Here is a 22,239-nt window from a genome sequence, read left to right on the forward strand (position 1 = left end):
GAGGTGCGGGTTCGAATCCCGCCGGGGCCGTCAGGCTCCGTAGTTCAACGGTAGAACACTGGACATTCAATCCAGCATCACCGGCCTCGTCACTCGGGCGCACCTTCCTTCCTCCTCACTCCCAGCTTCGCGCGGGTGGCCGTGCCTCGTGCACCTGACGCCCCCCGTGCGCTCCACGCGCGGTGCACTCCCAGGGCCCTGTCGGGCTCGAGGTCCGCCCCGCGCCTGACCCGCCGCACGTCCCGAAAGGGGGACTCCCCATGTCGACGAACCCGAACACGCAGCTGTTGCCCGAGTCCCAGCGAGGCCCCGCCGAGAAGCTCCTGGACCTGGTGCTCAGCGGCTCGGCCCACCTGTGGCACAACCGTCCGGGGCTGGACGTGGGCGGCACGTGGGTGGCCGCGGCGCACGCCACGCCGGCGCAGCGCGCGGTGGGCAAGCCCGTCAAGCCGGGCCTCTTCGTGCCCGCGGCGGTGAAGCTCTACCGGCAGCTGCTCGACATCCACCAGCTCAACTCGGAGCTGATGGCGCACTTCGCGTCGTACGCGCTGACGCAGACGGACTGGCGTGACCTGAAGGTGGCCACGTGCGCGCTCATGCTGGTGCAGCAGCACGCGGGCCAGCCGGTGCGCGGTGACGACGGCCAGGTGGCGTTCCACGACGACGACTACCGCTCCATCGGCGAGGCCATGGTGCTGCACTACGAGCGCAAGTCCACGCGCATGCTCACGCCCAAGGCGGTGCTGCGGGTGGCGGAGCTGCTCGAGCTGCCGGACATCGCCAGCCTCAACCGGCAGGCGGGCTTCGGGGACCCGGCGTCGCGCAAGCCGCCCATGGGCCGCTGGAAGCGCGTGGCGTCCAGGTGGCTGGCCGCGCGGGAGTCCAACCTGTCGATGCTCCAGGGCCTGATGAAGGCCGGCTACAAGGAGACGTTGAAGAAGCTTGCGCGCAAGGCGGGCTACAAGCCGCTCACGCAGGGCTTCTTCGAGGTGCTCGGCTGGAAGCAGAAGCAGGCCGAGGGCGGGCACCGCACGGTGGGCCTGAGCGGGCTGACGCTGGTCAAGCGCGAGCGCTTCGACGGGCTGTCCGAGGCGGAGATCTGCGAGTGGATCGACTCCGAGCGGCTCTCCTACAAGGAGGTCGTGGGTCGGCTGCCGAAGGACGTGGGGATGACGCCGGCCATCATGGCGGCGCTGTTGCCCTCGTTGTCGGACCGCGACCTGCGGCTGATGACGCCCACGTTGGAGGAGCTGGGGTTGCTCGCGGAGCCCACGGTGCGCGCGCGCTGGGAGAAGGCCGTGCAGACGGCGACGGACCAGCGGGCGCTCAACATCGCGAAGAACGTGCGCAGCGAGGTGCTGCGCCAGAAGCTGGAGGAGGCGAGCGACAACGCGGCACGACAGGCGGTGGCGGAGGCGACGGCGGAGACCGACGTGCGGGTGATGTTCCTCATCGACAAGTCGGGCTCCATGGACGGGGCCATCGAGAACTCGAAGGAGGCGCTCGCGCGCATCCTCGCGGGCTTCCCGATGGAGAAGCTGCACATCGCGGCGTTCGACACGATGGGCACCGTGCTCCGGCCCAAGGCCTCCAACCGCACGGCGGTGCAGCACATGCTCGCGGGGCTGAAGGCCTCGGGTGGCACGACGCACGCGGCCGGCGTGCACGCGCTGCACCGAGACGGCATGAGGGTGCCGGAGGGGGCGAAGCTGGTGGTCATCGTGGTGGGCGACGAGGCGGGCGAGGCGGGCGACCAGTTCGCCCGGGCGTTCCGCGACGTCGGCTTCCCGGTGGCGGCGATGGCGCTGTTGGTGAGCGTGGCGGGTGGCCGTGGCAACACGGTGCGCACGTGCGCGAGCCAGCTGCGGGTGCCCTTCAGCGAGGTGAACGTGGACCAGTTCGCGGACCCCTACCAGGTCCCCCGGGTGCTCAAGGCGCTGCTGGACGCGCCGACGCTGCCCGGTGCCAGCCAGTCCGGCTGGGTCGAGCGGGTGATGCGTACGCCGCTGTTGAAGGTGGCGTGAGCTCGAAGTCGCGGTGAAGGCAAGGAGGCGTCGTGGACTACCGGAAGTTGCTCGGGAAGGTGGAGTCGGCGGTGCTGCCGTATCTGGGCGGCGGCACCGTGGACACCGCCACGCGACGCCTCCGTGTCACCACCCCCGTGGCCCCGGGGTGGTGGCGCTTCGAGTTGAAGGGGCGCGAGGCCACCGCCCGTGAGCCCGCCGGACCCGAGGGCCTGGAGGCGCTGCCACGGGTGCGCGGCCATGTCTGGGGAGCGCGCCTGGTGCTCGAGGGCGCGGTGGCACGGCCCCTGGAGCTGATGCCGGAGGATGAGCCGTCACCGCTCGCGCCCGTGAGCGCGCGGCGCTGGCACGACGGCGCGCTGCTGTTCGACGGCGTGGAGTTCGAGGGCGAGGCGGAGGACGCCGCGCGTCGGGCCTTGGAGGAGGGACAGCCGCTCGCGTCGGTGAAGGGCGTGAGCGCTCCGCTGCGCGCGGCGTTCGGCTATGCGCTGCTGGAGGCCGCGTCGAGGACATTGGACATCCGCTTCGCCCCCGCGGAGACGCGAGGGCGGGTGCTGAGGGTGGCCGAGTTGGGCCGTCCGGAGGCGGAGTCGTGCCTGCGCGCCCTCGCGGAGGAGCGGCGGGTCCACCAGCGAGCGCTCGAGGCGCGGCGCGTGGCCGAGCAGCAGCGAGCGTGGCTCGACGCGCAGACGGTCCGCGCGTCCGAGCTGGCCCAGGAAGCCCGTCGACGGGTGCTGTCGGGCGACATGTCACGAGACCGGGGCTCGCCAGTGGGAGACCACTCCCGCGCGGAGGTGGCGCTGCGGGGCGCGGGAGCGCGGCTGCTTCATCATCGTCGCATGGCGGGGAACCAGTTGGAGGTGACGTTCAGCTTCATGGGGGAGCGGTTCGTCTCCATCGTGGACGCGCGCACGCTCCAGGTGCTGGACGCGGGCGTGTGCCTGGCGGGCGCGGACAGCGAGGTGACGCTGGAGAGCCTGCCCTCGGTCATCCGCGAGGCCATCGACACGGACGTGCTGGTCATCACCCGGCACGCGTGACACGGGAAGAGAGGAGGAACCATGTCGTCGCATGAGGTGTGCCTGCTCATCGGACGGGACGAGGAGGTGCTGTGGTGCGAGGCCTCCGACAGCCCCGTGCTGCTGCCTGACTCCCGCGCGCGCTGGGAGGCCATCTGGTACTGGCGTGAGGAGCTGGTGGAGGTGACGCACAGCCACCCCGAGGGTCCACTCGGCTTCTCCGAGGAGGACGAGACGACGATGGCCGCGTTGACCGAGGCGCTCGGACGCGCCCCCCGCTTCTCCGTCGTGGCCCCCGGCGGCATGGTGGCCCGCGAGGACGGCCGCGACGTCTGGGTGTCCGAGGAGCCCTGGTGGACGGGCCCCCTGCGCGAAATCTCCGGCATGCGTTACACGCCGATGGCGCGGGCCTGACGTCAGCTCGGACGGCGCCACAGCTCCCTGATGTCCTCGGGGAGCTGGTCCATGACGTCCTCGGCCTCGCCCTCGGAAATCTGCGCCCGCACGGAGTTGAGCACCGCGCGGACCACGGGCTCCACGGCCTCCGGGTTGAGCGCCAGGTCCTCGCCCACGCGCGCGAGCAGCTCCTCGCGGCCGAAGCCCTTGGGCAGCTCGTCCTCGTGGCGCTCGCAGCGGTGCAGCAGCAGCGTCAGCTTGTTGGGGAGCTGGGCCTCCAGGTCCTGCGTCTCGCCCTGGGTGATGCGCTGCTCCACCGCGCAGAGCACGGACACCGCGGCCTTCTCGGCCACCGAGGGCGACATGCCGCCCCGCTCGCACAGGTGCTTCAGGAAGGCCGCGTAGTGCTGGCTCGCGTGCGCCTCCTTCCGACGGGCGCGGCGGGCCTCGATGGGCAGACCGCCTCGCTCGTTCGAGCCGTCCGTCGAAGAAGACTCCTGCCCTTCGCGCTCCCGCTTGTCCGCCATGGCCGTGTCCTCCCAGAGTGCCTTCGTGGGGTCAGGTTGCCCACGGCGCACGGGAGGAGCACCACCCGCTGGCACGGCGGAACAGGCCGCCGGCTCCCCGCCCGCTACGCGGCCTTCTTCACATAGGTGTCGTAGAGCGCGCCGAAGAAGAAGCGGCCGAAGCGCAGCAGCGTCTGCCACTGGCCCACCGCGTCCCGTGCGCCGAGCACGCGCAACGTGGAGAGCTGCTTCGCGAAGTCCGCCGGGTCCAGTGACAGCACGCCGCGCGCGACGCAGGGGCCCGAGATGTCCATGCCCCGGTACACGGACACGAGCAGCCGCGTGGTGTCGGCCCACAGGTCGAAGCCCGCATCGTCGTGGACGTCCTTGTACCCATCCAGGAAGAAGCGCTCACCCGACTCGGCGACGAGCGGCAGCAGGTAGCGCATCCGCCGCCCGCCAGGACGTGCGCCCTCCTGGGTCATCAGGTGCAGCTCGCCCCCCTCCACGACGAGCGGCCGGGGCGACAACGCCAGGGCCTCCACCATACCGGAGAGCGCCAGCGGGTGCAGCCGGTCCTCGAGCGTGCGCTCCAGGTCTCGCGTCTCCACCGTGACGACGAAGCGCAGACGCGTGGCGCCCTCGCGCTTCGGGTCTCCCGCGACGAGCTCATGCTCATGCACCGCGCCGGACACGTGGCCGTACATCGTCTCGGAGAAGCGCACGCCCACCGGCGTCCGCGCGTCGGCCGCGGGTGCCTCCAGCGCGGGCGTGTAGTCGATGTGCCAGCCTCGCCGACGCGCCAGCAGCGCGACGGAGCGCTCGGCCACCGCGGAGATGGTGAACAGCGGGTTGGTCCCCAGGGGCCTCGGAATCACCGAGCCGTCGCTGACGTAGAGCCCCTCGTGGACCTCGCTCCCCTCATGACGGGAGAAGACGCGCCCCTCGTGGTCCACCACGCCCGCGCCCGCGTGCTCCGCCATGACGCAGCCTCCGAGCGGATGGGTGCACAGGACCTCGTGTCCGGTGAGCCGGTTCCACAGCGGGTTGCGCACGAAGGTGCCGCCCAGGGCCGCGGTGGCCTCGCGCAGCCGCTGGTCCACGCGCGCGAGCTCCGGCTGCGTGCCCACGTCCGGCCAGTGCACCCGCACCCGGTCCCCTTCCATGCGCAGCTCGCCCACGCCCGCGTCGTGGGACATCACGAGGAAGGTCTGCGTGTTGCGCATGGCCCCGTGGTACGGGCCGCGCACCGCGCTGTCCGCCACCCGGGCCAGCTCCTCCAGCTTGTCCTTCAGCCCCGAGTCCATGTCCTCGCCGCCCACCGCGGCCGCGGCGGACAGCAGCGCCAGCATCGGCTTGCCGAACGCGCCCGGCATGGCCCCGTTCTCGATGACCATGCCGTCCTCCTGCCGGGCCGTCGCGCGCTCGTCGATGATGCCGCTGATGGTGGGGCCCACCGGCTCGCGGCCCTCCGGCGGATTCACGCCGTGGCCCACGCCGTTGACGGGCACGTCCGTGTTGTAGCCGAAGGCCATCACGTCCCCGTTGGCGCTGAAGCGCTGGCCCAGCTGCTTCGACAGCGACAGCCCCAGCGCGCGCGAGCGCATCAGGATCTCCGCCGTGCCCATGGTGCCCGCCGCGAGCACCACCAGGTCCGCCGTCAGCCACAGGTCCGGCGCCTCGAAGCGCTCGCGACCGGTGTTCATCGGCCGGTAGTAGATGCGCCAGCGATTCCCGTCGCGCGCCAGGTAGCGCACGGACACCTCGGTGAAGACCTTCGCGCCGTGGCGATGCGCGTCCGGCAGGTAGTTCATCAGCACGGAGTTCTTCGCGCCCTGGTTGCAGCCGGTGAGGCAGTCCCCGCACAGCGTGCACGCGCCCTGCTTCACGCCGGCGTCGTTCACCTGCTCCTCGAAGGAGACCGCCAGCGGGGGGCGCTTGAAGGTGCCGCCCATGCGACGGGCCGCGCGCTCCATGGCCGCCAGCGAGGCCAGGCGCGGCGAGGACTCCGGATAGGGCGTGGGCCGCAGCATGCGCTCGGCCCACGTGAAGCCATCCTCCAGGAGCCCGGGCACGTCCTCACGGAACGCCTCCGGCCAGCGTGAATCCTGGAGCACGCGAGGGTCCGGCCGCAGCGTCACGCCCGCGTTGATGAGCGACGTTCCGCCCAGCCCACACCCCGACACCACCGCCACGTCGCCGCCCCGGTGCAGTTCGAACAGGGCGGTGGCGCGGCCCAGGTCGACGTTGCTCTCCGCCTCCATGTGGACCTGGAGTTCCTGGGCGAAGTCCGCCTCCGTGCGCGGGTAGTCCCCCGGCTGCAGCTCGCGGCCCCGCTCCAGCACGCACACCTGGCGCCCCGCCCTGGCGAGCCGGCTGGCGGTGATGGCGCCGCCATACCCCGACCCCACCACGACGACGGGGTAATGCGACGCCAGCTCACTCCACCGGGATGACAACCTCCGCATCGACGCTCCCACGGGCGACCCCCACCTTCGCTGCGCCACCCTCACGAGAGCGCCCACGCCCTCTTCGCGTCAGGTGGCCGGGGACACGTCTGCCCGGGCCGTGCTCGCGCCCGGTACCGTCCCCATCTCGAGGACTCTGGACATAGAGGTCGTCGGGCCGTCGGTCAAATCCAGGGAGGTCGTCTCACTCCAGCTCCGCGGCCTCGCCGTCCGCGCGGCGCAGCGCGTTCACCATCCGGTGCGCGTGACGCGTCGTCTCCGGCTCGCGGTACTTCGGGCTCGCCCGCAGGACCAGCTCCACCGCCGTGGGCAGGTCCATCAGGTGCCCCGGCGAGACGTACACGGGCTGCACCGACTTGCGCGTGCGGACCGCCATGCCCACCACCTCGCCCTTGTGGATGATGGGCGACGTGGAGCCACGCGCGTCCGCAAGCTTGCCGTGCGTGCCGACGAGCAGGGACTTGGCGCACCCGATGGAGGGGATGCCGAACAGGAGCCCACCGTGGCTCGCGATGCCCAGCCGTCGCGGATGGGCGATGCCGTGCCCGTCGAAGATGAGGACGTCGGGCCGCATCGAGAGCCGCTCCCACGCGACGGCGACCACCGGCAGCTCCCGGAACGAGAGCAGCCCCGGCACATACGGAAACCCGAGGGTCACCGCCGAACCCGCCTGGGCCACGGGCACGAGCGCGCCGGCGTCCAGCACCACGACTCCGCCGAAGCCCGTGTCCCGCCCCTTCTCCGTGGACACGTCCGCGCCCGCGACACGCTCCACCCTCAGGCCCGGCGGGGGCTCGAGCACCACCCGCTCCCGGAGCTCGCGCTGGAGCGCCACGGCCTCCGTCGGCGTGACGTCCCAGCGATGCATCCGAGCTGACAGTTTCATGTGTGACACTCCTCCTCTCGCCTGCCCCGAGGATGCGTCCCCGCACCGCGACCGCAACCCGGGAGGTCACCCGAAGACGTCCTGGGCGTGGACCAACCAACGCTCCCACCGACTCCCGGGGCGAGCCCCTGTCCCCCGTCGCACTGCCCTCCAGGTCCAGCCTGGAATGCACGGCCGCCGTGCCTACCGTGCAGCCTCCCAGGCATCGGTGAAGCCGCTCCCACGGACCTCTGCTTCGCGCCGCGCCTGGGACACCAGAGGGCCGGCCCACGGGAGCGTCGCATGTCCGGGAGTATCTGATGCGTCGAGTCCTCGCAGGCTGTCTCGCGGTATCCGCGCTGGGAGCATCGCTTCCCGCCGCCGCTTCGGAGTGTGGCTACACCGCCGCCGGGTGGAACGCCCCCAACGGCGCGGTGGTGTTCAGCCGCAGCAACGACGGGCCCATCCGCAACGTCATTGATGCGATTGGCGAGTTCCGTACGCACTCCATGCTCTCCCACGGCCCCACCGGCGGCGTCACCCACGCCACCATGAAGGACCCGGCCCAGAACAACTGGCCCACCGTCTGTGGAACACCGCTCGTCGCGTCGCAGCTCCAGTACGGCTACCCGGGCCTGGAGCAGGTGAACCAGGGCGGCATCTACCACTACCTCTACGATGCGAACGGCCACGGGCCGGACTGGACGGCGTGGCAGCTGGGTGACCCCGCGGGCGCGGCCCGCATCGCGAACAGCCTCTGGTTCAACCACCCGTACGTCAGCGACGTCTCGCGCGTCGATGGAAGCCAGCGCATCGACCGGCCGCTGTGGAACGGCTCACGCGTGCCCTACTCGCTGTTCCAGTACCGGGACCTGGAGGCGGCGCACGAGATTCCGGGCAACGCGGCCAACAACGGCATGGTGTGCTCCACCTTCCTCGCCTACGCGCACGTCTACGCGGGCAAGGGCGCCGTCTCCCCGTACACGTACCCGCACGAGGTCACCGCCAACGCGGCCAACTCCGTCCACTGGGGCGTGCATGGCCAGTGCAAGGAGTCGCTGGGCTGGTTCGAGAACGTCGCGCTGAGCGTCATCTGCCCCGTCTTCTGGAACGTGTGCACCAACGCCGGCAACCAGGTGGCCAACTGCATGTCCGCCAACCGCTGCGACACCAGCACCAGCGTCATCTGGCGGGAGGTGCGCGACGACCCCAACGCCACCGCCACCTCCATCAGCCCGGACCGCATCGGCGGCTGGGGCGTACACCCGTCCAACGTCACGCTGTGGGCCAGCGACTACTCCCATCAGCTCCAGTGGAACTCCGGCGGCAACGTCTACGGCTGCTGGCAGTGAGCCCTCACGCGTCGCTCGAATCCACAAGGAGCCCTGGATGACTCCCACGCAACCCTCATGGTGGCGCAGACACAGGACGTTCATGCTCGGACTGGGAATCGCGGCGGTGATGGCGGGTGTGCTGCTGCGCTCGAACGAGCCGGACACACCTCCCGGCCCCGAGCCCTCTCCCGCCCTCGACGGCACGCCCACGCGCGCCGAGGTGCGGACCACCGCGGTGTTGCCCTCGCGCACCGAGCACGCGCGGAGGCCCGCCGCCGCGCCTCGCGTCCCCGCGCCCCTCATCGACGAGGTGACGGTGGAGAAGCGGGAGGTCTGCTCCGGCGAGGACAACCTCATCAGCGTCCGCGCCCACTCGCCGGACGGAGACGACACCCACCTGCACGCCACCATCGGCGCGGGCAGCGGCATGCGCGTGCCCCTGCGGGTCTGGCGGATGGCGGATGGGACGTACGAGCTGCCCACCGTGACGGTGTTCGGCAAGGACAACGTCGCCACCCAGGCGCGCGTGCCCCGGTACACGGTGAAGGACTGTGAGCCGGAGCGACAGGTGGACATCTTCTCCCGACGCGCGCCCAACACGGAGGAGGAGTTCGAGTTCCTCGCGCGCATCCTGGAGCGCCCCCGCCCCGGCGCCGCGCCCACGCCTTTCGCCCCCGTGAAGTTCGTCTGGACCTTCGACGACCGTCACACCGTGACGACGAGCGCGCCCCGGGTGACGCACTCGCTGCGCCCCGACCCGATGCGGCCCGCGGCGCTGTACTCGCAGCACCTGGTGAAGGTGGAGGCGTTCGATGCGTCCGGGAAGAAGGCGGCGGGACGCTCCTCGCTCCAGCTCCTCGATACGACGTTCGAGAACTTCGCCAAGAAAGGCATCGTCACGGTGCTCGCGGTGGGCTCGCCGCGCTTCCCCGTCGAGGACGCGCAGGGCGTGGTCCGTCAGACCTTCCAGCTGTCCCACCGCTGGAAGCGTCCGGTGCGGCTGGAGCGGGTGACGGCGCTGCGCTCGCTCGTCCCGGAGGCCGATGCACCGCCGCTTCCCGAGGACACCGCCGAGGTGAGCCTGGGCGTGGACCTGCTCCCCGTGGGCCAGGACGTGGAGGTCCCCGTGGCGCTCGACACCCGCGCCGAGGCTTCGGTGACACACGTCACCTATCTGCTCGAGGGAACCACCGAGGATGGACATCCCGCGCGGGGGACCTTCTCCATCATGCGACCGCCTCCCCGCCCCACGCGCGAGAACAGCACGCCCGTGTTGGACCCGGTGCTGCTCGCGAAGGTCAAACGCGCGCGCGAGCTGCTCGGCCAACCCTTCGTCACCGATGAGGACCTCTGGCGGCTGGAGCGTGAAGGCCGCTTCAGTGACTTGAAGGTCCAGCGCGAAGGCCCCTGAGGCCACGCCGTCCAGCCGGTGGGAGCGACCACTCCCACCGGCTCGGCGACCGGTGAGGACCCCGTCGCCCACGGCCCGGCGCCACCATGCTCCCCTGTGGGACGCATGCCCTCCCCGCTCCTGCCACTGCTCCTGCTCGCGCTCGGTACGAGCGAGGCCGGCCCCACGGACACCCCACCGACGGAGGCCCCGTCGGCCCCGTCCCTGGCGCAACTGGAGCGGAGAATCCTCGGACGAGGCTGCGAGCCCCGACTCCTGGGTGACGCGAGCCGCCGCTTCGTGGAGGCGCAGCTCCTGTGTGACGGACACCTGTCCTTCATCCTCGTCCAGAGGTCCCTCGCGGGGAGCCCCCTGCCCGAGACTCCCAGGCGACTGAAGGCGCTCCTCGACGACGCCCTCACACGGGCCCGCGCGCCCTTCCTGCGGGACGGCGTCACCGTCGTCCAGGGACACTCGCTTCCGCGCAGCGTGCTGTACCGGGGCTACGTCCTGTTGATGCTCGCGGGCATGGAGCGCGCGGGCGTGTCCGACGCGCAAAGCACCGCCCTGTTCGACGCGCTGGCCGACCAGCTGGTCGAGGCACTGGAGCGACAGCTCCTGCTGCCCTCCTTCGGCAAGTCCATCTGGCCGTGTGACAGCGCGCCCGCCGCCGCGGGGCTGCTCCTCCACGGACGGCTGCGCGGCGACGCGGCCTCGCTCGCGATGGGTGAGCGCCTCACCGCCCGACTGGTGGCGCTCGCGGCCCTGCCCTCGGGCTTTCCCACGAAGATCGATGCGCGGGGCAAGCCCGTGGAGCCCTTGCCTCGCGGCACCACCCTGGCGTGGACGGGCGCCTTCCTGGCCATGGGCGCGCACCCTTCCGCCGCCACCTTCACCTCCGCGCTGGTGAAGGGACACTGTGACCACCCAGCAGGTGCCCTGCTCCCCTTCGCGGCCTGTCGGGAATGGCCTCGCGGCGTGAAGGGCAAGGAGGACTCCGCCAGTGGTCCCCTGCTCCAGGGCGGCTACTCCGTGGGCGCCAGCGCCCTGGCCATCGCCGCCACGCGACTGTCCCCGGAGCATCAGGACTGGCACGCGGACCTGCGCAACACCGCGCGGGAGATGGGCATCCGTCCGATGCTCGAAAAACCACATCAGCATCCGCTGGAGGCCTCCCTCTACTGGTGGGGAACCACCGCGCGCGCCTGGTAGGCAATACGCCCCCATGTCGGCATTCCGCGCTTCGTTCAATGACAGACGACTGTCTCATCCCTCGGGACACAATCAGGATTAAGCCGATTTATAAGTCCATCCGTATCATTCGGGGAGACCCAGTGCAGGGGGATGAGCCATGAATCGACGCACGACAGCGATGACGCTGGCCATGGGTGGACTGGCATTGTTGGGGGGCTGCTCGAGCAGCCGGCCCACCTGCAGGGACGCGACGGCCACCGCCGCGCTCCTCGCGCCGCCTCGGGAGAAGTTCGTCGAGGTGAGCAAGAAGGTGCCGGGCGAGTACGTGGTGGTGCTCAAGGAGCCCGAGGCCAGCCTGGAGCCGCTCGCCGTGGCCCAGCTCACCCAGGGCCTCACCACGAAGTACGGAGGCACCGCGTTCTCCGTGTACGAGCACGCGGTGCGCGGCTTCGCCACGCGGATGACGGAGGAGCAGGCTCGCGCGCTGTCGCAGGACTCCGCCGTGGCCTTCGTCCAGGAGAACGGCGTGGTGTCCATCCGCGAGAGCCAGCCCAAGCCCACGTGGGGCATCGACCGGGTGGACCAGCGGCAGCTGCCGCTCGACAAGCTCTACATGTACAACGCCACCGGGCTGGGGGTGCACGTGTACATCCTGGACACCGGCGTGCGCTTCTCCCACAAGGAGTTCGGCGGCCGGGCCTCCGTCGGCTTCGACGCCATCGGCGACAGCATGAAGGGCAATGACTGCCATGGCCACGGCACGCACGTGGCGGGCACCGCCGCGGGCAGCTCCTACGGGCTGGCGAGGAACGCCACGGTGCACTCCGTCCGGGTGCTCGGCTGTGATGGCAGCGGCACCACGGCCGGCGTCATCGCGGGCGTGGACTGGGTGACGAAGAACCACAAGTCGCCCGCCGTGGCCAACATGAGCCTGGGCACCGACACGGACCCGGCGCTCGACGAGGCGGTGCGCCGCTCCATCGCGTCGGGCGTCGTCTACGTGCTCGCCGCCGGCAACGAGTCGGGAGATGCGTGCAAGCACTCGCCCGCCCGCGCGCCGGAGGCCATCACCGTGGCCGCCACGGACACGAGCGACAAGCGCGCCCACTTCTCCAACTACGGCGACTGCGTGGACGTCTTCGCGCCCGGCAACAAGATCACCTCCGCCTGGCACTACGGCGACTTCCAGACGCGCATCCTGAGCGGCACCTCCATGGCCGCTCCACACGTGACGGGCGTGGCCGCGCTCTGGCTGGAGCTCAACCCCCAGGCCACCCCCGACGCCGTCGCCAGCGCGCTGTTCGAGAACGCCACCGAGGGCGAGGTGCGCAGCGCGGGTGAGTGCACGCCCAACCGCATGGCGTACTCGGGCTTCATCGGCGCCTTGCCGCTCAACCCCACGGTGAGCACGCCGCCCGACCCCTCGCCGACGACGGTGAGCGGCGAAGGTTCGAAGTAGGAATCCGGCCGCGAGGACCCTCCCCCTCGCGGCCCCCGAGGGCCGGGCTCCGTCTCCACGGCGGAGTCCGGCCCTCGTCTTTCCAGCGCACGGGCGCGCCCGGTCAGGAAGCCGCGCCCACCCGCGTCCCGCGAGCCACCCCGTCGGCCGCGCTCCCGCGTCCCACGAGGGACCCGCGAGGAGCCCCACCATGGCCACGCTGAACATCACCTACGACGGCATGTCCGCGGACGTGCCGGTGGAGCTGGACCGCCCCGTCTCCGACGCCGACGTGCGTCGCATCGCCACGGAGATGGTGCGCTCGGGCGGCGTGCCCGGCCTGCACCTGGCGCACCTGCGCGAGGACGCGTTCCAGCACTTCATGGTGGACCGCTTCCGCGGCGCCCGGGGCGACGAGCGCATCTACCTGCGCCCCAAGGTCCCCTTCGGCGCGCGGTGAGGTGACGTCATGCGCATCGTCTTCTGTGGCGTGGGGGCCATCGGCTCGCAGGCGGCCGTGCTGTGCCGCAACCTGGAGGCCACGCTGGTGTTCATCGACTTCGACCGCGTGGAGTCCAAGAACCTGCTCGCGCAGGCCTACGTGAAGCCCTCGGTGGGGAAGAACAAGGCCGAGGCGCTCAAGCTCCAGCTCCTCAACCTGCACGGCGTGAAGGCGGAGTCCTTCGGCGTGCGCGTCACCCGCGACAACGTGGCGGCGCTGTGCGGCGGCGCGGACCTGCTGGTGGATTGCTTTGACAACCAGGAGAGCCGCCTGCTGCTCTCCGCATTCGCTCGGGAGGCGGGCAAGCCGCTGGTGCACGGTGCGGTGAGCGCGGATGGCACCTTCGGTCTGGTGCGCTGGGACGAGCGCTTCACGCCGGACGCCGAGGACACCGCCGGACAGGCCACCTGCGAGGGCGGCGCGCACCTGCCGCTGTTGGGATTGCTGGCCGCGACGCTGGCTCGCTGCATCCAGGACTTCGTCAAGCACGGCACCCGACGCGACACGCTGGTGAACCTGTCGGCCGTCATCCCCACCGCGGGAATGTGACGAGGCGCGGGGAAGACAGGGCGGAGTCAGGGATGAAACTGCTCCGCCGTAGATTCCCCGCAAGCTCGTTGGAAGCGCAGAAACGCGGGTGTCGTCCAGCGGCAGGATGACGGTTTCCCATACCGTCGACACGGGTTCGAATCCCGTCGCCCGCTTCGCCTCACGCAACAAGCCCTACCGGGGTCGTCCAACCAGCAGGCTGGCGGACTCTGACTCCACGGCGAATCCCGCGTCGTCAATGGATGGAGAGGCATCGCCCATGGGCGATACCTACGCCTTCTTCACGAACTCCGACTTGAGCCCCATGGCACCGATGCCGTCGACCTTGCAGTCGATGTCGTGGTCCCCATCGACGAGGCGAATGTTCCGGACCTTGGTGCCGACCTTGACCACCGTCGACGAACCCTTGACCTTCAAGTCCTTGATGACGGTGACGCTGTCGCCGTCCTGCAGCAGGTTGCCGTAGGCGTCACGCACCTCGCGCTTCGCCTCCCCCTGCTCGACCGCGGCGGCTGTCGACCACTCGTGAGCGCACTCCGGGCAGACGTAGAGGCTACCGTCTTCGTACGTATAGGCGGAGTTGCACTTCGGGCAGGCAGGCAAGGCGCTCATGTCGATTCCAAGGAGAGAGACGCGAGGGCATATACACGAGCGACGCGCCAAGGGCCTCCACTCCATCATCTCCGACCGAGGAAGACCGTGACCGTTCATCTGCACGTCATCACCGGGGGCCCGGGCTCCGGAAAGAGCCGTCTCATCGAGGCGCTGGCGGCGGAGGGGCTCGCGCACATGCCCGAGGCGGGGCGTGCCATCATCCAGCAACAGGTGGCGATTGGCGGCGCGGCCCTGCCCTGGGCCGACCGGATGGCCTTCGCCGAGCTGATGCTGGGCTGGGAGCTGCGCTCCCACCAGGAGGCGCGCGAGAGAGGCGTTCCCGTCATCCTGGACCGAGGCATCCCCGACGTCATCGGGTATCTGCAAGTCTGCGGTCTGCCGGTGCCTCACCATCTCTGGAAGGCCGCGGAGCTGTTTCGCTACAACCGACGCGTCTTCATCGCGCCGCACTGGCCCGAAATCTTCCAGCAGGATGTCGAGCGCAAGCAGGACTCCGTCGAAGCGGAGGCCACGCATCGCTCGATGGTCGACGTCTACACACGCCTCGGCTACGAGCTGCTTCCTCTTCCCCGGACCTCGATTCCAGAGCGAGTGCGATTCGTTCGCGCGAACCTCCCTTGAGGCCGCGTCGGCGCTACAGGAACTCGTCCCCGCCCGTTGTCTCCGGATCTTGCGCGGAGAGGAGGACCTTCCCAGGCACCTGCTCCACGCGCAGGCCCAGCCCCATCGCCGCCAACTCCTCGACCGCGGTGAGCGCCTCCATCACGGGCACGACGTCCGCGACCCTGGCGGGCACGGCGATGCGCTCGAGACGCGCGCCCACCTGTTCCAGCAACGCGTGAGCCGGGAGCGCCTCGACGTATCGGCCGTACAGAGAGGCGGGCGCGCACAGCTGAGCGACCTTCGAGGGAGGGACGGACGCGACGAACGCATCGAAGCGCGCCCTCACCTCCTCCGTTGAAGTCTCCTTCCTCCAGAGGCCGAGCAGGGAGCGAAGGAAGTCCAACAGTGGTTGCCCCAGCTTGCCTGCGACGACCTCCAGCGCTCGTTCAGCGCGCACGGCGTCGGGCTCCACGAAGTACAGCGGCAGCACCTCTTCAATACCCGGCGTGTAGAGGGGCTCGGCGAGCTGCTCCGGTGCGCCCGCGAACGCGCGCAGTGCCTCGGATTCGAGCGGCTCCCCTCCGAGCCAGCGGCACCACAGCGCTTCCAGAGAGCCCGCGGAGCGCGACGCGCGACGCAGCAGATGGGAGCGTGCCTGCTCCACGCCTCCGAACAACACGACCGTCACCAGGTCGCCGAAGGCAGGCCCCTCGGGGAACTCGAGCGCATCCACGCCTGTCCAGCGCGCGTAGCGGTTGCGCTTCAAGTCACGCTGGACCTCGCTCGCCACCTCGCTCCACGCGGACCAGGGCACGTCGAGCGCCTCGTAGTCCTTCCGCAGCCCCTCGTCCGCGGGGGCCGAGACTTCGTTGGGGCGCTTCTTGAAGTCGGCCCGTACGCGCTTGAGCTCCTTCGCGAGCGCGGGCAGCTCCTCCGAGGGACAGCCTCCTGTCAGCAGCCGGAGGCGGGAGACGGGAACGCCGGTCAGCTTGAGCAGCCAGGACTTGAATGCCGACCAGGCGGGTGCGGAGAGGTGTCGTGACTCCAAGGGCTGTCCTCGCTCAGTCGGCAGGTCCGCTCCCCGCGAGGGAGCATCACGCCAGGGTGCTCACGTCATGATAATCGCGGCGCGAAGCTAACGCGCGCTGCCCGCCGGGACGCCCAGACGCTGCTCATAGGCCTCCAGCGTCCGCTGCCATGCGGGCCGTTGCTCACAGCGCTCGCGATAGGCGGAGACCCTCGGAAAGCCCTCCAGCACGCCCGCGTTGCGGACCTCACGCAGGACGGTGACCATCAGGATGTCCGCCACGGTGAACGCCTCGCCAGCGAGATACGGACGGCCCTCCAGCCAGGCCTCCACCGCGCCCAGCACGCGCTCGGCATACTGGACCACCCCGGGACGCCGCTGCGCGCCAGTGGGGTCCGCGGCGCCGAACAGGTCGATCATCACCAACTGGAACAGCGGAGGCTCGACGCTGTTGAGCGCGGCGAAGCACCACCGCATCACCTGGGCGCGGCCTTGGAAGTCCGCGGGCATCAACCGGCCCGTCTTCTCCGCGAGGTACAACAGGATGGCGCCTGATTCGGTGAGCACGAAGCCCTCGTCTTCGAGCACCGGCACCTGGGCAAAGGGGTTCATCCGCCGGAACTCCTCGCTCCCGAGCTCCCCCGCGGGATGGTCCACGCCGTGGACCCGATAGGGCACGCCGAGCTCCTCGAGCGCCCACAGGACGCGCAGATCCCTCGTGAGCCCCACCACCTTCGAGTTGACGCGGCCAAAGCCATGGAGCGTGAGCATTTTCGCAGTATTGGCCTCCACCCACCTGCCGTCGAGGCCCGCGAGGCACCGTCCCGACGCTCTTTCGCGAAATGTCCGGCATGACCATGGTTCGTCCGCAGTGAGGCGAGTGGACGGAGGCAGCAGGAGCGTGCTCGCACGGTATGCTGCGAGGCCATGCACCCGACGCGTCGTCTCCTGTCCCGTGGAGCGTGGTTGTTCGACATCAATCCGCAGCGACTCATCGTCGTCCACGGAACCGAGGGTGTTCGCCGGGAGCTGGCAGGGGACTCGCCGGGTCATCCCTCCGCGCCCGTGGTGCTCGCCGCGCTCGACGAGACGAAGGACGTCTGGGTGGGGAATGGAGAGGGGCGTGTCTTCTCCGTGGGAGCCGATGCGAGCACTCCCGCCCAGGCTTTTCCGAGGGAGTGCTTCGATCTCACCACCGATGGAGACCGGCTCATCGGAGCGCAGGTGGACGGAAACCTCGCCCTGACCACCCTCTTCACGACCGATGGGTCCGGGCAGAAGTGGGAGCCCATGCCCCTTCCCGCCCCCGTGTCCGCCACGCACGGGTACGGATACTCCGAGGGGCTCCCGCTTCCGGAGTCGCCTGACGGGGCGCTCCTCGACAGCAGCCCCTTCGGCATCACCGTCGTGGAGAAGGGCCGGGGCCGCGTCTACGTGCTCCGCTCGGGCGCGACTCAGCCGGAAGGAGCACTCCAGGTGGAGCCGGGCCATGAGCAGGACCTCTGGAGGGCCCTGGCCACGCCGCACGGCGTCCTCCTCCTGCTCATCGTCAACTACAGGCTGACGGGGCTCCTCCACTTCGCGCTCGACGGAACCCTGCTCGGCTCCCTCCCGCGCAGTGACAGCGATGAGGACGAGGATGAGCTGACCTGGGGTGGGGCTGGAATATGTGTCCTCGATGCGGGCCGGGCGGCCCTCTTCGTCCAGGACAAGATGCTCCTGGTATCCCTGCCCGGGCTCGAGGTGCTCGAGACGCTCGAAGGGGAATGGCCTCGCCCCGTGTCCGTGACGTCCGCCGGACGCGACCGGTGGTGGGTGGGCCCCGAGGACCGTGACGCGCTCTTCCTGCTCACCGCCGAGCCCGGCCAGCCCTTGCGCATCCACGCCACGAACCCTCCGGTGAGCCCGGGCGCGCCGCTCGAGCTTCGTGAACGTGTGGGGTGAGGACGCCGGCCCTACGGAGTCGTAGCGGGGGCCCGCGGGGGCTCGGGTGCGGCCCCCATCCGCCAGAGCAAGAGGCCGCCTCCGAGCAGCACCAGGAGCCCCACGGCCGCCGCGAGCATCCGACCTCGCGTCACGGTGAGCCGTGGCTGAGCCTCCAGGCGGTCCGAGGTCGGGCTCACCTGCTGGGCGAGCTGGGCCACGTGCTTCGGTTTCACTGACTCACCCGTGGAGCGGATGAACTTCTCCAGGTCCGCCTTGAACGCGTGGCAGTCCGGATAACGCTCATCCCGCTCCTTGGCGAGCGCTCGGGCGAGGATTTCACGTAGGGCGTCGGGCAGGTCCGGCCGGTGCCGCTCCGCGGGTATCATGGGCTCGGTCAGGATTGCCTGCATCACGCTCCTTTCGGGCGTGGCTTCGAACGGCCTGCGCTGGGTGAGCAGCTCATAGAGCACCACACCGAGCGAATAGACATCCATCCGCCGGTCCACCGGCGTGCGGCTCATGACGTCGGGCGCGTTGTAGACCTCGTCGTGAACGAGGGGAATCATGCGCGGCGTAAACCGGGACCGCAGTTCGTCGACGCCGAAGTCCACCATCATGGCCTTCCCCTGGTGTGACAGGAGGATGTTGTAAGGCCTGATACAGCGGTGGATGAGCCGCAGCGGCTCGCCCGTCTCGGAGTCCGCGAGGTCATGGGCGAAGGCGAGCCCCTCGCAGACCTGCGAGATGATGCGCGCGCACAGGGTCGCCGGAAGCGGCATCCGCTGGGCGGCCATGTGCTTGAGCACCTCGTGCAGGCTGGGGCCCTCGATGTGCTCCCTGGCGAGGAAGTACGTGCCGTCCGTCACACCGAAGTCGAAGACCTTCACGATGTTCGGATGGTCGAGCAGGGTGGCATGCCTCCCCGTGTCGAGGAACAGCTCCGCGAACCCCACATCCTCGGCCATGTCCGACCGGAGGCACTGGAGCACCAGCGGCTTCTCGCGCCCGCGCGGGCCGGAGACCTGGGCGAGGTGGTCCTCGATGATGCCGCCGAAGAGCAGTCGGGTGCGTGTGTATGGGCCGAGTTGGGATGTCACGGGACGGATGATTAGCAGATGTGCCGCCCCCGATTTCGCGACAGGAGGCGAGAATCGGGCCGCCGCCTCGAACACCGCGACCCGACTCCCGCTCGAACGCCGGGTGGGTCAAGGACCGCCGGGCTTCGACTTGAGCTACAACCGTTCGTCGCGGAGCGCCTCGCCCTTCAGGAAGGACGTCATCCGCTCGAGGATGCGCGGGTCCGACTGGAAGAGCCCATCCTGTCCCGCGCCCTCCAGCACCAGGTGCACGGCCTTGGAGCCTCCGCGACGGGGGCACCGAGCTGAGCGAGAAGGGCCTGGAGCGGCTCGAGCAACTGCTCCCCACCGACTTCGTCCGCATCCACCGCTCCTATCTCGTCCGAACGACGGACATCCGTGAGCTCGTCGCCTCGGAGGGCTCACGCACCGCAGTGGAGCTGCGAGACGGCACCCGCCTGCCCGTGGGTCGCAGCCGACTGCCCGTCCTGCGCAAGCGGCGGGAGGCGTAACCCCACCCGCGAACGGGGACACCCACTCCCTGCAACGACTTGCGTCAAACGCAGTCACGAACCGCACATGGTATGGTGTTCCCCTTCGAGGAGGACACATGCGGTCATTCATTCCTGGTGCGCTGCTGGCGACGTTGGTGGGCTGTGGCGGTCCCGTGACGCAGGAGGGCGAGCCGGACCTGGCCTCGCAGGAGGCACCGCTGCCGGACTGCTCCAACGAGCCGAACGCGAACCTCCACAGGTACTACAGCGACGCCACGTACACCGAGCTCATCGGTGAGTATGGTTGCTACTGCGGCGGGCTCTATGTCTGGGGTGGCCGGTCGAGCTATTCGGTGTACATCCAGGAGTGCTGAGCTGACGCATCCGGCGGCGACGGCATCCCCTCCAAAGACTGCCGTCCGCCTGACCGCTTGCACCGCGGCAGGGAAGCCCGAACCTCCTGTTCCAGGGGAGGATGACGCAGTTGGGACGGCTTCGCTTCACGCAGTCGTCCGACCTGCGCCCCTCGACCTGCCCGAGCGCGTCGGGCTCCTCGGCGGCCGGGCCCGGAGCCAACACGGCCCATCGGCAGCACCGTCGCAATCACTGCTCCGATGATGCCTGCTCGCATCTGGCCCTCCTCATGTGCAGTGCTGCCTTGTACGACCTCTCCAGGGCAGTACGAGAGGCGCTGGGATTGCCGCCCGGGCCGGAAGCAGTGAAGCCCGAGGCCTATTCCGGGGAGGCTCCCAGCACCGGCGTCAAATCCGGGTCTGCCTTCTGCATTGCCCGGCGATACGCCGGCCGCGCGCCAATGCGCTGCAGGTACGCCAGGATGTCCGGCCAGGGCGAGAGGTCATACGGCCTGAACAGCCGCATCGTGGTCAACGAGAACACGGTCATGATGTCCGCGGCCGTCAATGCGTTGCCGGCCAGATAGGGAGCCTCGCCCAGCCGCTTCTCCAGGGTGGAGAGGACGAGCGTGAAGCGCTCCCTGGCCGCCTGCAGCAGCGCGGAGCTTCCTGAAGGGTCGACTCGCTCCAGGTATCTCACCTGCAGGACGACGGGTTGCAACGTCCCGTTGGCGAAGTGGAACCAGTAGAGGTAGTCGGCGAAGCCGGGCTCGCCGGGCCGCACCGCGAGGCGGCCGCCTCCATGGGTCTGGATGAGATAGTCACAGATGGCCCCGGACTCGCCGAGGACCAGGTCTCCATCGGTGAGGATGGGGGCCGTGCCCATCGGGTGGAGCGCCTTGTACTCCGGCGGCGCGAGCCGGTTGTCGGCCCGGCGCGCATAGCGCTTCAGCGCATAGTCCAGCCCGAGCTCCTCACAGAGCCAGACGATGCGCTCGGACTGTGAGCGGCCGAGGTGATGAAGCGTCAGCAAGGCAGCACTCCTGCCCGTGGCGTTGTGGTGGTCATGCGCGAACCGTAGGCTGCGCATGGCACGGCGAAAAGACGTGCCCGGATACCGGTATGGCGACTACCACCCTCCCTGAATTCCTCCGCGCCCGCCGAGAGCGGCTCCAGCCCGAAGTGACTGGGAGGCGGCGCACGCCAGGGCTGCGTCGCGAGGAGGTCGCGGCGCGCGCCGGCGTGAGCGTTACCTGGTACACGTGGCTCGAACAGGGGCGAGGCGGGGTCCCCTCCGACGACGTGCTCGAACGCCTCGCTCGCGCGCTCGAGCTCGACGACACGAACCGCGAGATGTTGTTCCTGCTCGCGCATGAACGCCCACCTCCGCGCCGGCACACGCCGCCCGCCGACGTCACTCCCGCCCTTCAGCGCGTGCTGGACAACCTCCGCGTGCCCGCGCTCGTGAAGACGCCGACGTTCCAGATCGTCGCGTGGAATCGCGCCGCCGTCGTGCTGTTCGGCGACTACGCCGCCATGCCGGAGCACGAGCGCAACATGCTGCGCCGGGTCTTCCACCCCAAGGCCACCACGTTCCTGCCCCACGCCGAGGACATGCAGCGAACCTGCCTCGCCGCGTTTCGCGTCGCCATCGCGCGCGCGGGCGCCACGCAGGAGGCGGCCGCGCTCGTCGACGAGCTGATGGCGACGAGCGAGGACTTCCGCCGTCTCTGGGCCGAGAACGAGCTGCACACGCACGGCGTGAGGCCCAGGCGGCTCGTTCGCCCCGACGTGGGTGAGCTCCGGTTCGAGGCGTCCATGTTCACCGTCGATGACAGCGACGGCCTCAGCATGGTCGTCCTCTCGCCGGTGGATGACGCCTCCGCGCGCGCGGTCGAGCAGCTGCTCCAGGAGCGAGCGCCGCCGCCCTGAGCCCCACCGCGCGGGCCCGCCAGGTACGACCCGAGGATGTTCGGAGCCTTTGTCAGGGACGAAAATCATCCACCGTGGATTCTCCCTGAAAGGAGCGGTGACCATGACGACGTTGACGGTGGGGATGAATCCGATGAAGCGCAGCAATCTCGACAGCCTCTGGTCCCAGTTCAACGCCGCCTCCGACGCCCTCGCGAGCTTCGGCTCGACCTCCAACGTGGGTTTTGGCCTTCTTCACGGCCAGCCGCCCGTACCCTGCTGAAGCTCGCGCTCCGACATCGGCGCGCCAAGCCACGCAGAGGCCGGGCTCCCATCCAGGGGGACCCGGCCTCTCGGCTTTCCGGGCTCCAGCGTCCCCCATGCCGCCCCCGCGTGGCTCGCCACACACAGCCTCACCGCATCGCGGGGCATCCCCCGAGGACCGGGCACGCGTTCGTGTGCCAGTCATCCCGGTTCGGGTCCCCTGGCAGCCTCAAGGTCTCTGACAACTGAATCGTCGTGGTGAATGTATGCCGCCCGCCAGCATCG

At 70.0% G+C, this 22,239-nt stretch carries 23 protein-coding genes and 1 tRNA gene; 16 read left to right on the forward strand and 8 right to left on the reverse strand.

Going from position 1 to position 22,239, the window contains the following annotated elements; translation table 11 throughout:
- The first annotated feature begins 260 nt into the window (after window positions 1-260).
- From VZQ01_RS11075 to VZQ01_RS11085, 3 genes are read left to right on the forward strand one after another with little or no spacing between them, the layout of a single operon-like run.
- Window positions 261-2,024: a vWA domain-containing protein gene (locus VZQ01_RS11075; RefSeq protein WP_223747798.1), complete on the forward strand. Its 1,764-nt coding sequence runs from the start codon at window positions 261-263 to the stop codon at window positions 2,022-2,024.
- Window positions 2,025-2,056: 32 nt separating this feature from the next.
- Entirely contained in the window at window positions 2,057-3,064 is a 1,008-nt protein-coding gene (locus VZQ01_RS11080) for a hypothetical protein (RefSeq protein WP_426747800.1), read from the forward strand.
- Window positions 3,065-3,085: 21 nt separating this feature from the next.
- The gene (locus tag VZQ01_RS11085; protein WP_223747796.1) at window positions 3,086-3,457 is read left to right on the forward strand and encodes a Mov34/MPN/PAD-1 family protein; all 372 of its coding nucleotides are present in this window, start codon (window positions 3,086-3,088) and stop codon (window positions 3,455-3,457) included.
- 2 nt (window positions 3,458-3,459) lie between these two features.
- Here the strand turns inward: VZQ01_RS11085 and VZQ01_RS11090 are convergent, their stop codons facing one another.
- The 3 genes from VZQ01_RS11090 to nfi form a co-directional block, all read right to left on the reverse strand.
- Window positions 3,460-3,966: a DUF2267 domain-containing protein gene (locus tag VZQ01_RS11090; protein WP_426747801.1), complete on the reverse strand. Its 507-nt coding sequence runs from the start codon at window positions 3,964-3,966 to the stop codon at window positions 3,460-3,462.
- 104 nt (window positions 3,967-4,070) lie between these two features.
- Complete coding sequence (locus tag VZQ01_RS11095; RefSeq protein ID WP_267697586.1) at window positions 4,071-6,413, reverse strand: GMC family oxidoreductase N-terminal domain-containing protein; 2,343 nt, start codon at window positions 6,411-6,413, stop codon at window positions 4,071-4,073.
- A gap of 184 nt (window positions 6,414-6,597) precedes the next feature.
- On the reverse strand, window positions 6,598-7,299 hold the full coding sequence (gene nfi, locus VZQ01_RS11100; RefSeq protein ID WP_426747802.1) for a deoxyribonuclease V: 702 nt from the start codon (window positions 7,297-7,299) through the stop codon (window positions 6,598-6,600).
- Between the two features lie 299 nt (window positions 7,300-7,598).
- Here nfi and VZQ01_RS11105 point away from each other — a divergent pair, with 299 nt between their 5' ends.
- The 7 genes from VZQ01_RS11105 to VZQ01_RS11135 all read left to right on the forward strand — a co-directional run bounded on the left by VZQ01_RS11105 (window position 7,599) and on the right by VZQ01_RS11135 (window position 13,840).
- Entirely contained in the window at window positions 7,599-8,630 is a 1,032-nt protein-coding gene (locus VZQ01_RS11105) for a hypothetical protein (RefSeq protein ID WP_408891514.1), read from the forward strand.
- A gap of 82 nt (window positions 8,631-8,712) precedes the next feature.
- Window positions 8,713-10,023 (forward strand): hypothetical protein, encoded by a 1,311-nt coding sequence (locus VZQ01_RS11110; RefSeq protein ID WP_408891515.1) that lies wholly within the window; start codon window positions 8,713-8,715, stop codon window positions 10,021-10,023.
- 105 nt (window positions 10,024-10,128) lie between these two features.
- Window positions 10,129-11,214 (forward strand): hypothetical protein, encoded by a 1,086-nt coding sequence (locus tag VZQ01_RS11115; protein ID WP_426747803.1) that lies wholly within the window; start codon window positions 10,129-10,131, stop codon window positions 11,212-11,214.
- A 139-nt stretch (window positions 11,215-11,353) separates the two neighbouring features.
- On the forward strand, window positions 11,354-12,655 hold the full coding sequence (locus VZQ01_RS11120; RefSeq protein ID WP_426747804.1) for a S8 family peptidase: 1,302 nt from the start codon (window positions 11,354-11,356) through the stop codon (window positions 12,653-12,655).
- 190 nt (window positions 12,656-12,845) lie between these two features.
- The gene (locus VZQ01_RS11125) at window positions 12,846-13,094 is read left to right on the forward strand and encodes a hypothetical protein (RefSeq protein WP_046711652.1); all 249 of its coding nucleotides are present in this window, start codon (window positions 12,846-12,848) and stop codon (window positions 13,092-13,094) included.
- A gap of 9 nt (window positions 13,095-13,103) precedes the next feature.
- Window positions 13,104-13,685: a HesA/MoeB/ThiF family protein gene (locus VZQ01_RS11130; RefSeq protein ID WP_426747805.1), complete on the forward strand. Its 582-nt coding sequence runs from the start codon at window positions 13,104-13,106 to the stop codon at window positions 13,683-13,685.
- 84 nt (window positions 13,686-13,769) lie between these two features.
- Window positions 13,770-13,840 (forward strand) — tRNA-Gly (locus VZQ01_RS11135).
- Window positions 13,841-13,955: 115 nt separating this feature from the next.
- On the opposite strand, the gene VZQ01_RS11140 is transcribed toward VZQ01_RS11135, so the two are convergent.
- Window positions 13,956-14,297, reverse strand: coding sequence for a zinc ribbon domain-containing protein YjdM (locus VZQ01_RS11140; protein WP_223747788.1), 342 nt, complete (start codon window positions 14,295-14,297; stop codon window positions 13,956-13,958).
- Between the two features lie 87 nt (window positions 14,298-14,384).
- Between VZQ01_RS11140 and VZQ01_RS11145 the strand changes: the two genes are divergently transcribed.
- The gene (locus VZQ01_RS11145) at window positions 14,385-14,921 is read left to right on the forward strand and encodes an AAA family ATPase (RefSeq protein WP_426747806.1); all 537 of its coding nucleotides are present in this window, start codon (window positions 14,385-14,387) and stop codon (window positions 14,919-14,921) included.
- Window positions 14,922-14,934: 13 nt separating this feature from the next.
- Here VZQ01_RS11145 and VZQ01_RS11150 read toward each other — a convergent pair whose 3' ends face one another.
- Both VZQ01_RS11150 and VZQ01_RS11155 read right to left on the reverse strand, forming a co-directional pair.
- The gene (locus VZQ01_RS11150) at window positions 14,935-15,951 is read right to left on the reverse strand and encodes a hypothetical protein (protein ID WP_426747807.1); all 1,017 of its coding nucleotides are present in this window, start codon (window positions 15,949-15,951) and stop codon (window positions 14,935-14,937) included.
- A gap of 87 nt (window positions 15,952-16,038) precedes the next feature.
- Window positions 16,039-16,701 (reverse strand): glutathione S-transferase family protein, encoded by a 663-nt coding sequence (locus VZQ01_RS11155; RefSeq protein ID WP_426747809.1) that lies wholly within the window; start codon window positions 16,699-16,701, stop codon window positions 16,039-16,041.
- Window positions 16,702-16,896: 195 nt separating this feature from the next.
- Here VZQ01_RS11155 and VZQ01_RS11160 point away from each other — a divergent pair, with 195 nt between their 5' ends.
- Complete coding sequence (locus VZQ01_RS11160) at window positions 16,897-17,874, forward strand: hypothetical protein (RefSeq protein WP_426747810.1); 978 nt, start codon at window positions 16,897-16,899, stop codon at window positions 17,872-17,874.
- 11 nt (window positions 17,875-17,885) lie between these two features.
- On the opposite strand, the gene VZQ01_RS11165 is transcribed toward VZQ01_RS11160, so the two are convergent.
- On the reverse strand, window positions 17,886-19,028 hold the full coding sequence (locus VZQ01_RS11165; RefSeq protein ID WP_426747811.1) for a serine/threonine protein kinase: 1,143 nt from the start codon (window positions 19,026-19,028) through the stop codon (window positions 17,886-17,888).
- A 266-nt stretch (window positions 19,029-19,294) separates the two neighbouring features.
- Between VZQ01_RS11165 and VZQ01_RS11170 the strand changes: the two genes are divergently transcribed.
- A complete protein-coding gene (locus VZQ01_RS11170; RefSeq protein WP_426748952.1) occupies window positions 19,295-19,444 on the forward strand; it encodes a LytTR family DNA-binding domain-containing protein in 150 nt (49 codons plus the stop codon).
- Window positions 19,445-19,542: 98 nt separating this feature from the next.
- The gene (locus VZQ01_RS11175; protein ID WP_223747783.1) at window positions 19,543-19,800 is read left to right on the forward strand and encodes a hypothetical protein; all 258 of its coding nucleotides are present in this window, start codon (window positions 19,543-19,545) and stop codon (window positions 19,798-19,800) included.
- Between the two features lie 358 nt (window positions 19,801-20,158).
- Here VZQ01_RS11175 and VZQ01_RS11180 read toward each other — a convergent pair whose 3' ends face one another.
- Complete coding sequence (locus tag VZQ01_RS11180; protein WP_426747812.1) at window positions 20,159-20,812, reverse strand: glutathione S-transferase family protein; 654 nt, start codon at window positions 20,810-20,812, stop codon at window positions 20,159-20,161.
- A gap of 89 nt (window positions 20,813-20,901) precedes the next feature.
- Here VZQ01_RS11180 and VZQ01_RS11185 point away from each other — a divergent pair, with 89 nt between their 5' ends.
- Both VZQ01_RS11185 and VZQ01_RS11190 read left to right on the forward strand, forming a co-directional pair.
- Window positions 20,902-21,711 carry a helix-turn-helix transcriptional regulator gene (locus VZQ01_RS11185; protein ID WP_426747813.1) on the forward strand — a complete coding sequence of 270 codons (810 nt, stop codon included), beginning with the start codon at window positions 20,902-20,904 and terminating at the stop codon, window positions 21,709-21,711.
- Window positions 21,712-21,814: 103 nt separating this feature from the next.
- A complete protein-coding gene (locus tag VZQ01_RS11190; protein ID WP_426747814.1) occupies window positions 21,815-21,973 on the forward strand; it encodes a hypothetical protein in 159 nt (52 codons plus the stop codon).
- The last annotated feature ends 266 nt before the right edge of the window (window positions 21,974-22,239 follow it).

Origin of the sequence: Myxococcus faecalis (genome assembly GCF_050039385.1) — a bacterium.
Taxonomy (GTDB): Bacteria; Myxococcota; Myxococcia; order Myxococcales; family Myxococcaceae; genus Myxococcus; species Myxococcus fulvus.

What these genes read in the sequence shown, in the direction of transcription:
- VZQ01_RS11075 (WP_223747798.1), top strand. Translation starts at nt 261, where the DNA reads ATGTCGACGAACCCGAACACGCAGCTGTTGCCCGAGTCCCAGCGAGGC.
- VZQ01_RS11085 (WP_223747796.1), top strand. Translation starts at nt 3,086, where the DNA reads ATGTCGTCGCATGAGGTGTGCCTGCTCATCGGACGGGACGAGGAGGTG.
- VZQ01_RS11090 (WP_426747801.1), bottom strand. Translation starts at nt 3,966, where the DNA reads ATGGCGGACAAGCGGGAGCGCGAAGGGCAGGAGTCTTCTTCGACGGAC.
- VZQ01_RS11095 (WP_267697586.1), bottom strand. Translation starts at nt 6,413, where the DNA reads ATGCGGAGGTTGTCATCCCGGTGGAGTGAGCTGGCGTCGCATTACCCC.
- nfi (WP_426747802.1), bottom strand. Translation starts at nt 7,299, where the DNA reads ATGAAACTGTCAGCTCGGATGCATCGCTGGGACGTCACGCCGACGGAG.
- VZQ01_RS11105 (WP_408891514.1), top strand. Translation starts at nt 7,599, where the DNA reads ATGCGTCGAGTCCTCGCAGGCTGTCTCGCGGTATCCGCGCTGGGAGCA.
- VZQ01_RS11110 (WP_408891515.1), top strand. Translation starts at nt 8,713, where the DNA reads ATGCTCGGACTGGGAATCGCGGCGGTGATGGCGGGTGTGCTGCTGCGC.
- VZQ01_RS11115 (WP_426747803.1), top strand. Translation starts at nt 10,129, where the DNA reads ATGCCCTCCCCGCTCCTGCCACTGCTCCTGCTCGCGCTCGGTACGAGC.
- VZQ01_RS11120 (WP_426747804.1), top strand. Translation starts at nt 11,354, where the DNA reads ATGAATCGACGCACGACAGCGATGACGCTGGCCATGGGTGGACTGGCA.
- VZQ01_RS11125 (WP_046711652.1), top strand. Translation starts at nt 12,846, where the DNA reads ATGGCCACGCTGAACATCACCTACGACGGCATGTCCGCGGACGTGCCG.
- VZQ01_RS11130 (WP_426747805.1), top strand. Translation starts at nt 13,104, where the DNA reads ATGCGCATCGTCTTCTGTGGCGTGGGGGCCATCGGCTCGCAGGCGGCC.
- VZQ01_RS11140 (WP_223747788.1), bottom strand. Translation starts at nt 14,297, where the DNA reads ATGAGCGCCTTGCCTGCCTGCCCGAAGTGCAACTCCGCCTATACGTAC.
- VZQ01_RS11155 (WP_426747809.1), bottom strand. Translation starts at nt 16,701, where the DNA reads ATGCTCACGCTCCATGGCTTTGGCCGCGTCAACTCGAAGGTGGTGGGG.
- VZQ01_RS11175 (WP_223747783.1), top strand. Translation starts at nt 19,543, where the DNA reads ATGCGGTCATTCATTCCTGGTGCGCTGCTGGCGACGTTGGTGGGCTGT.
- VZQ01_RS11185 (WP_426747813.1), top strand. Translation starts at nt 20,902, where the DNA reads ATGGCGACTACCACCCTCCCTGAATTCCTCCGCGCCCGCCGAGAGCGG.
- VZQ01_RS11190 (WP_426747814.1), top strand. Translation starts at nt 21,815, where the DNA reads ATGACGACGTTGACGGTGGGGATGAATCCGATGAAGCGCAGCAATCTC.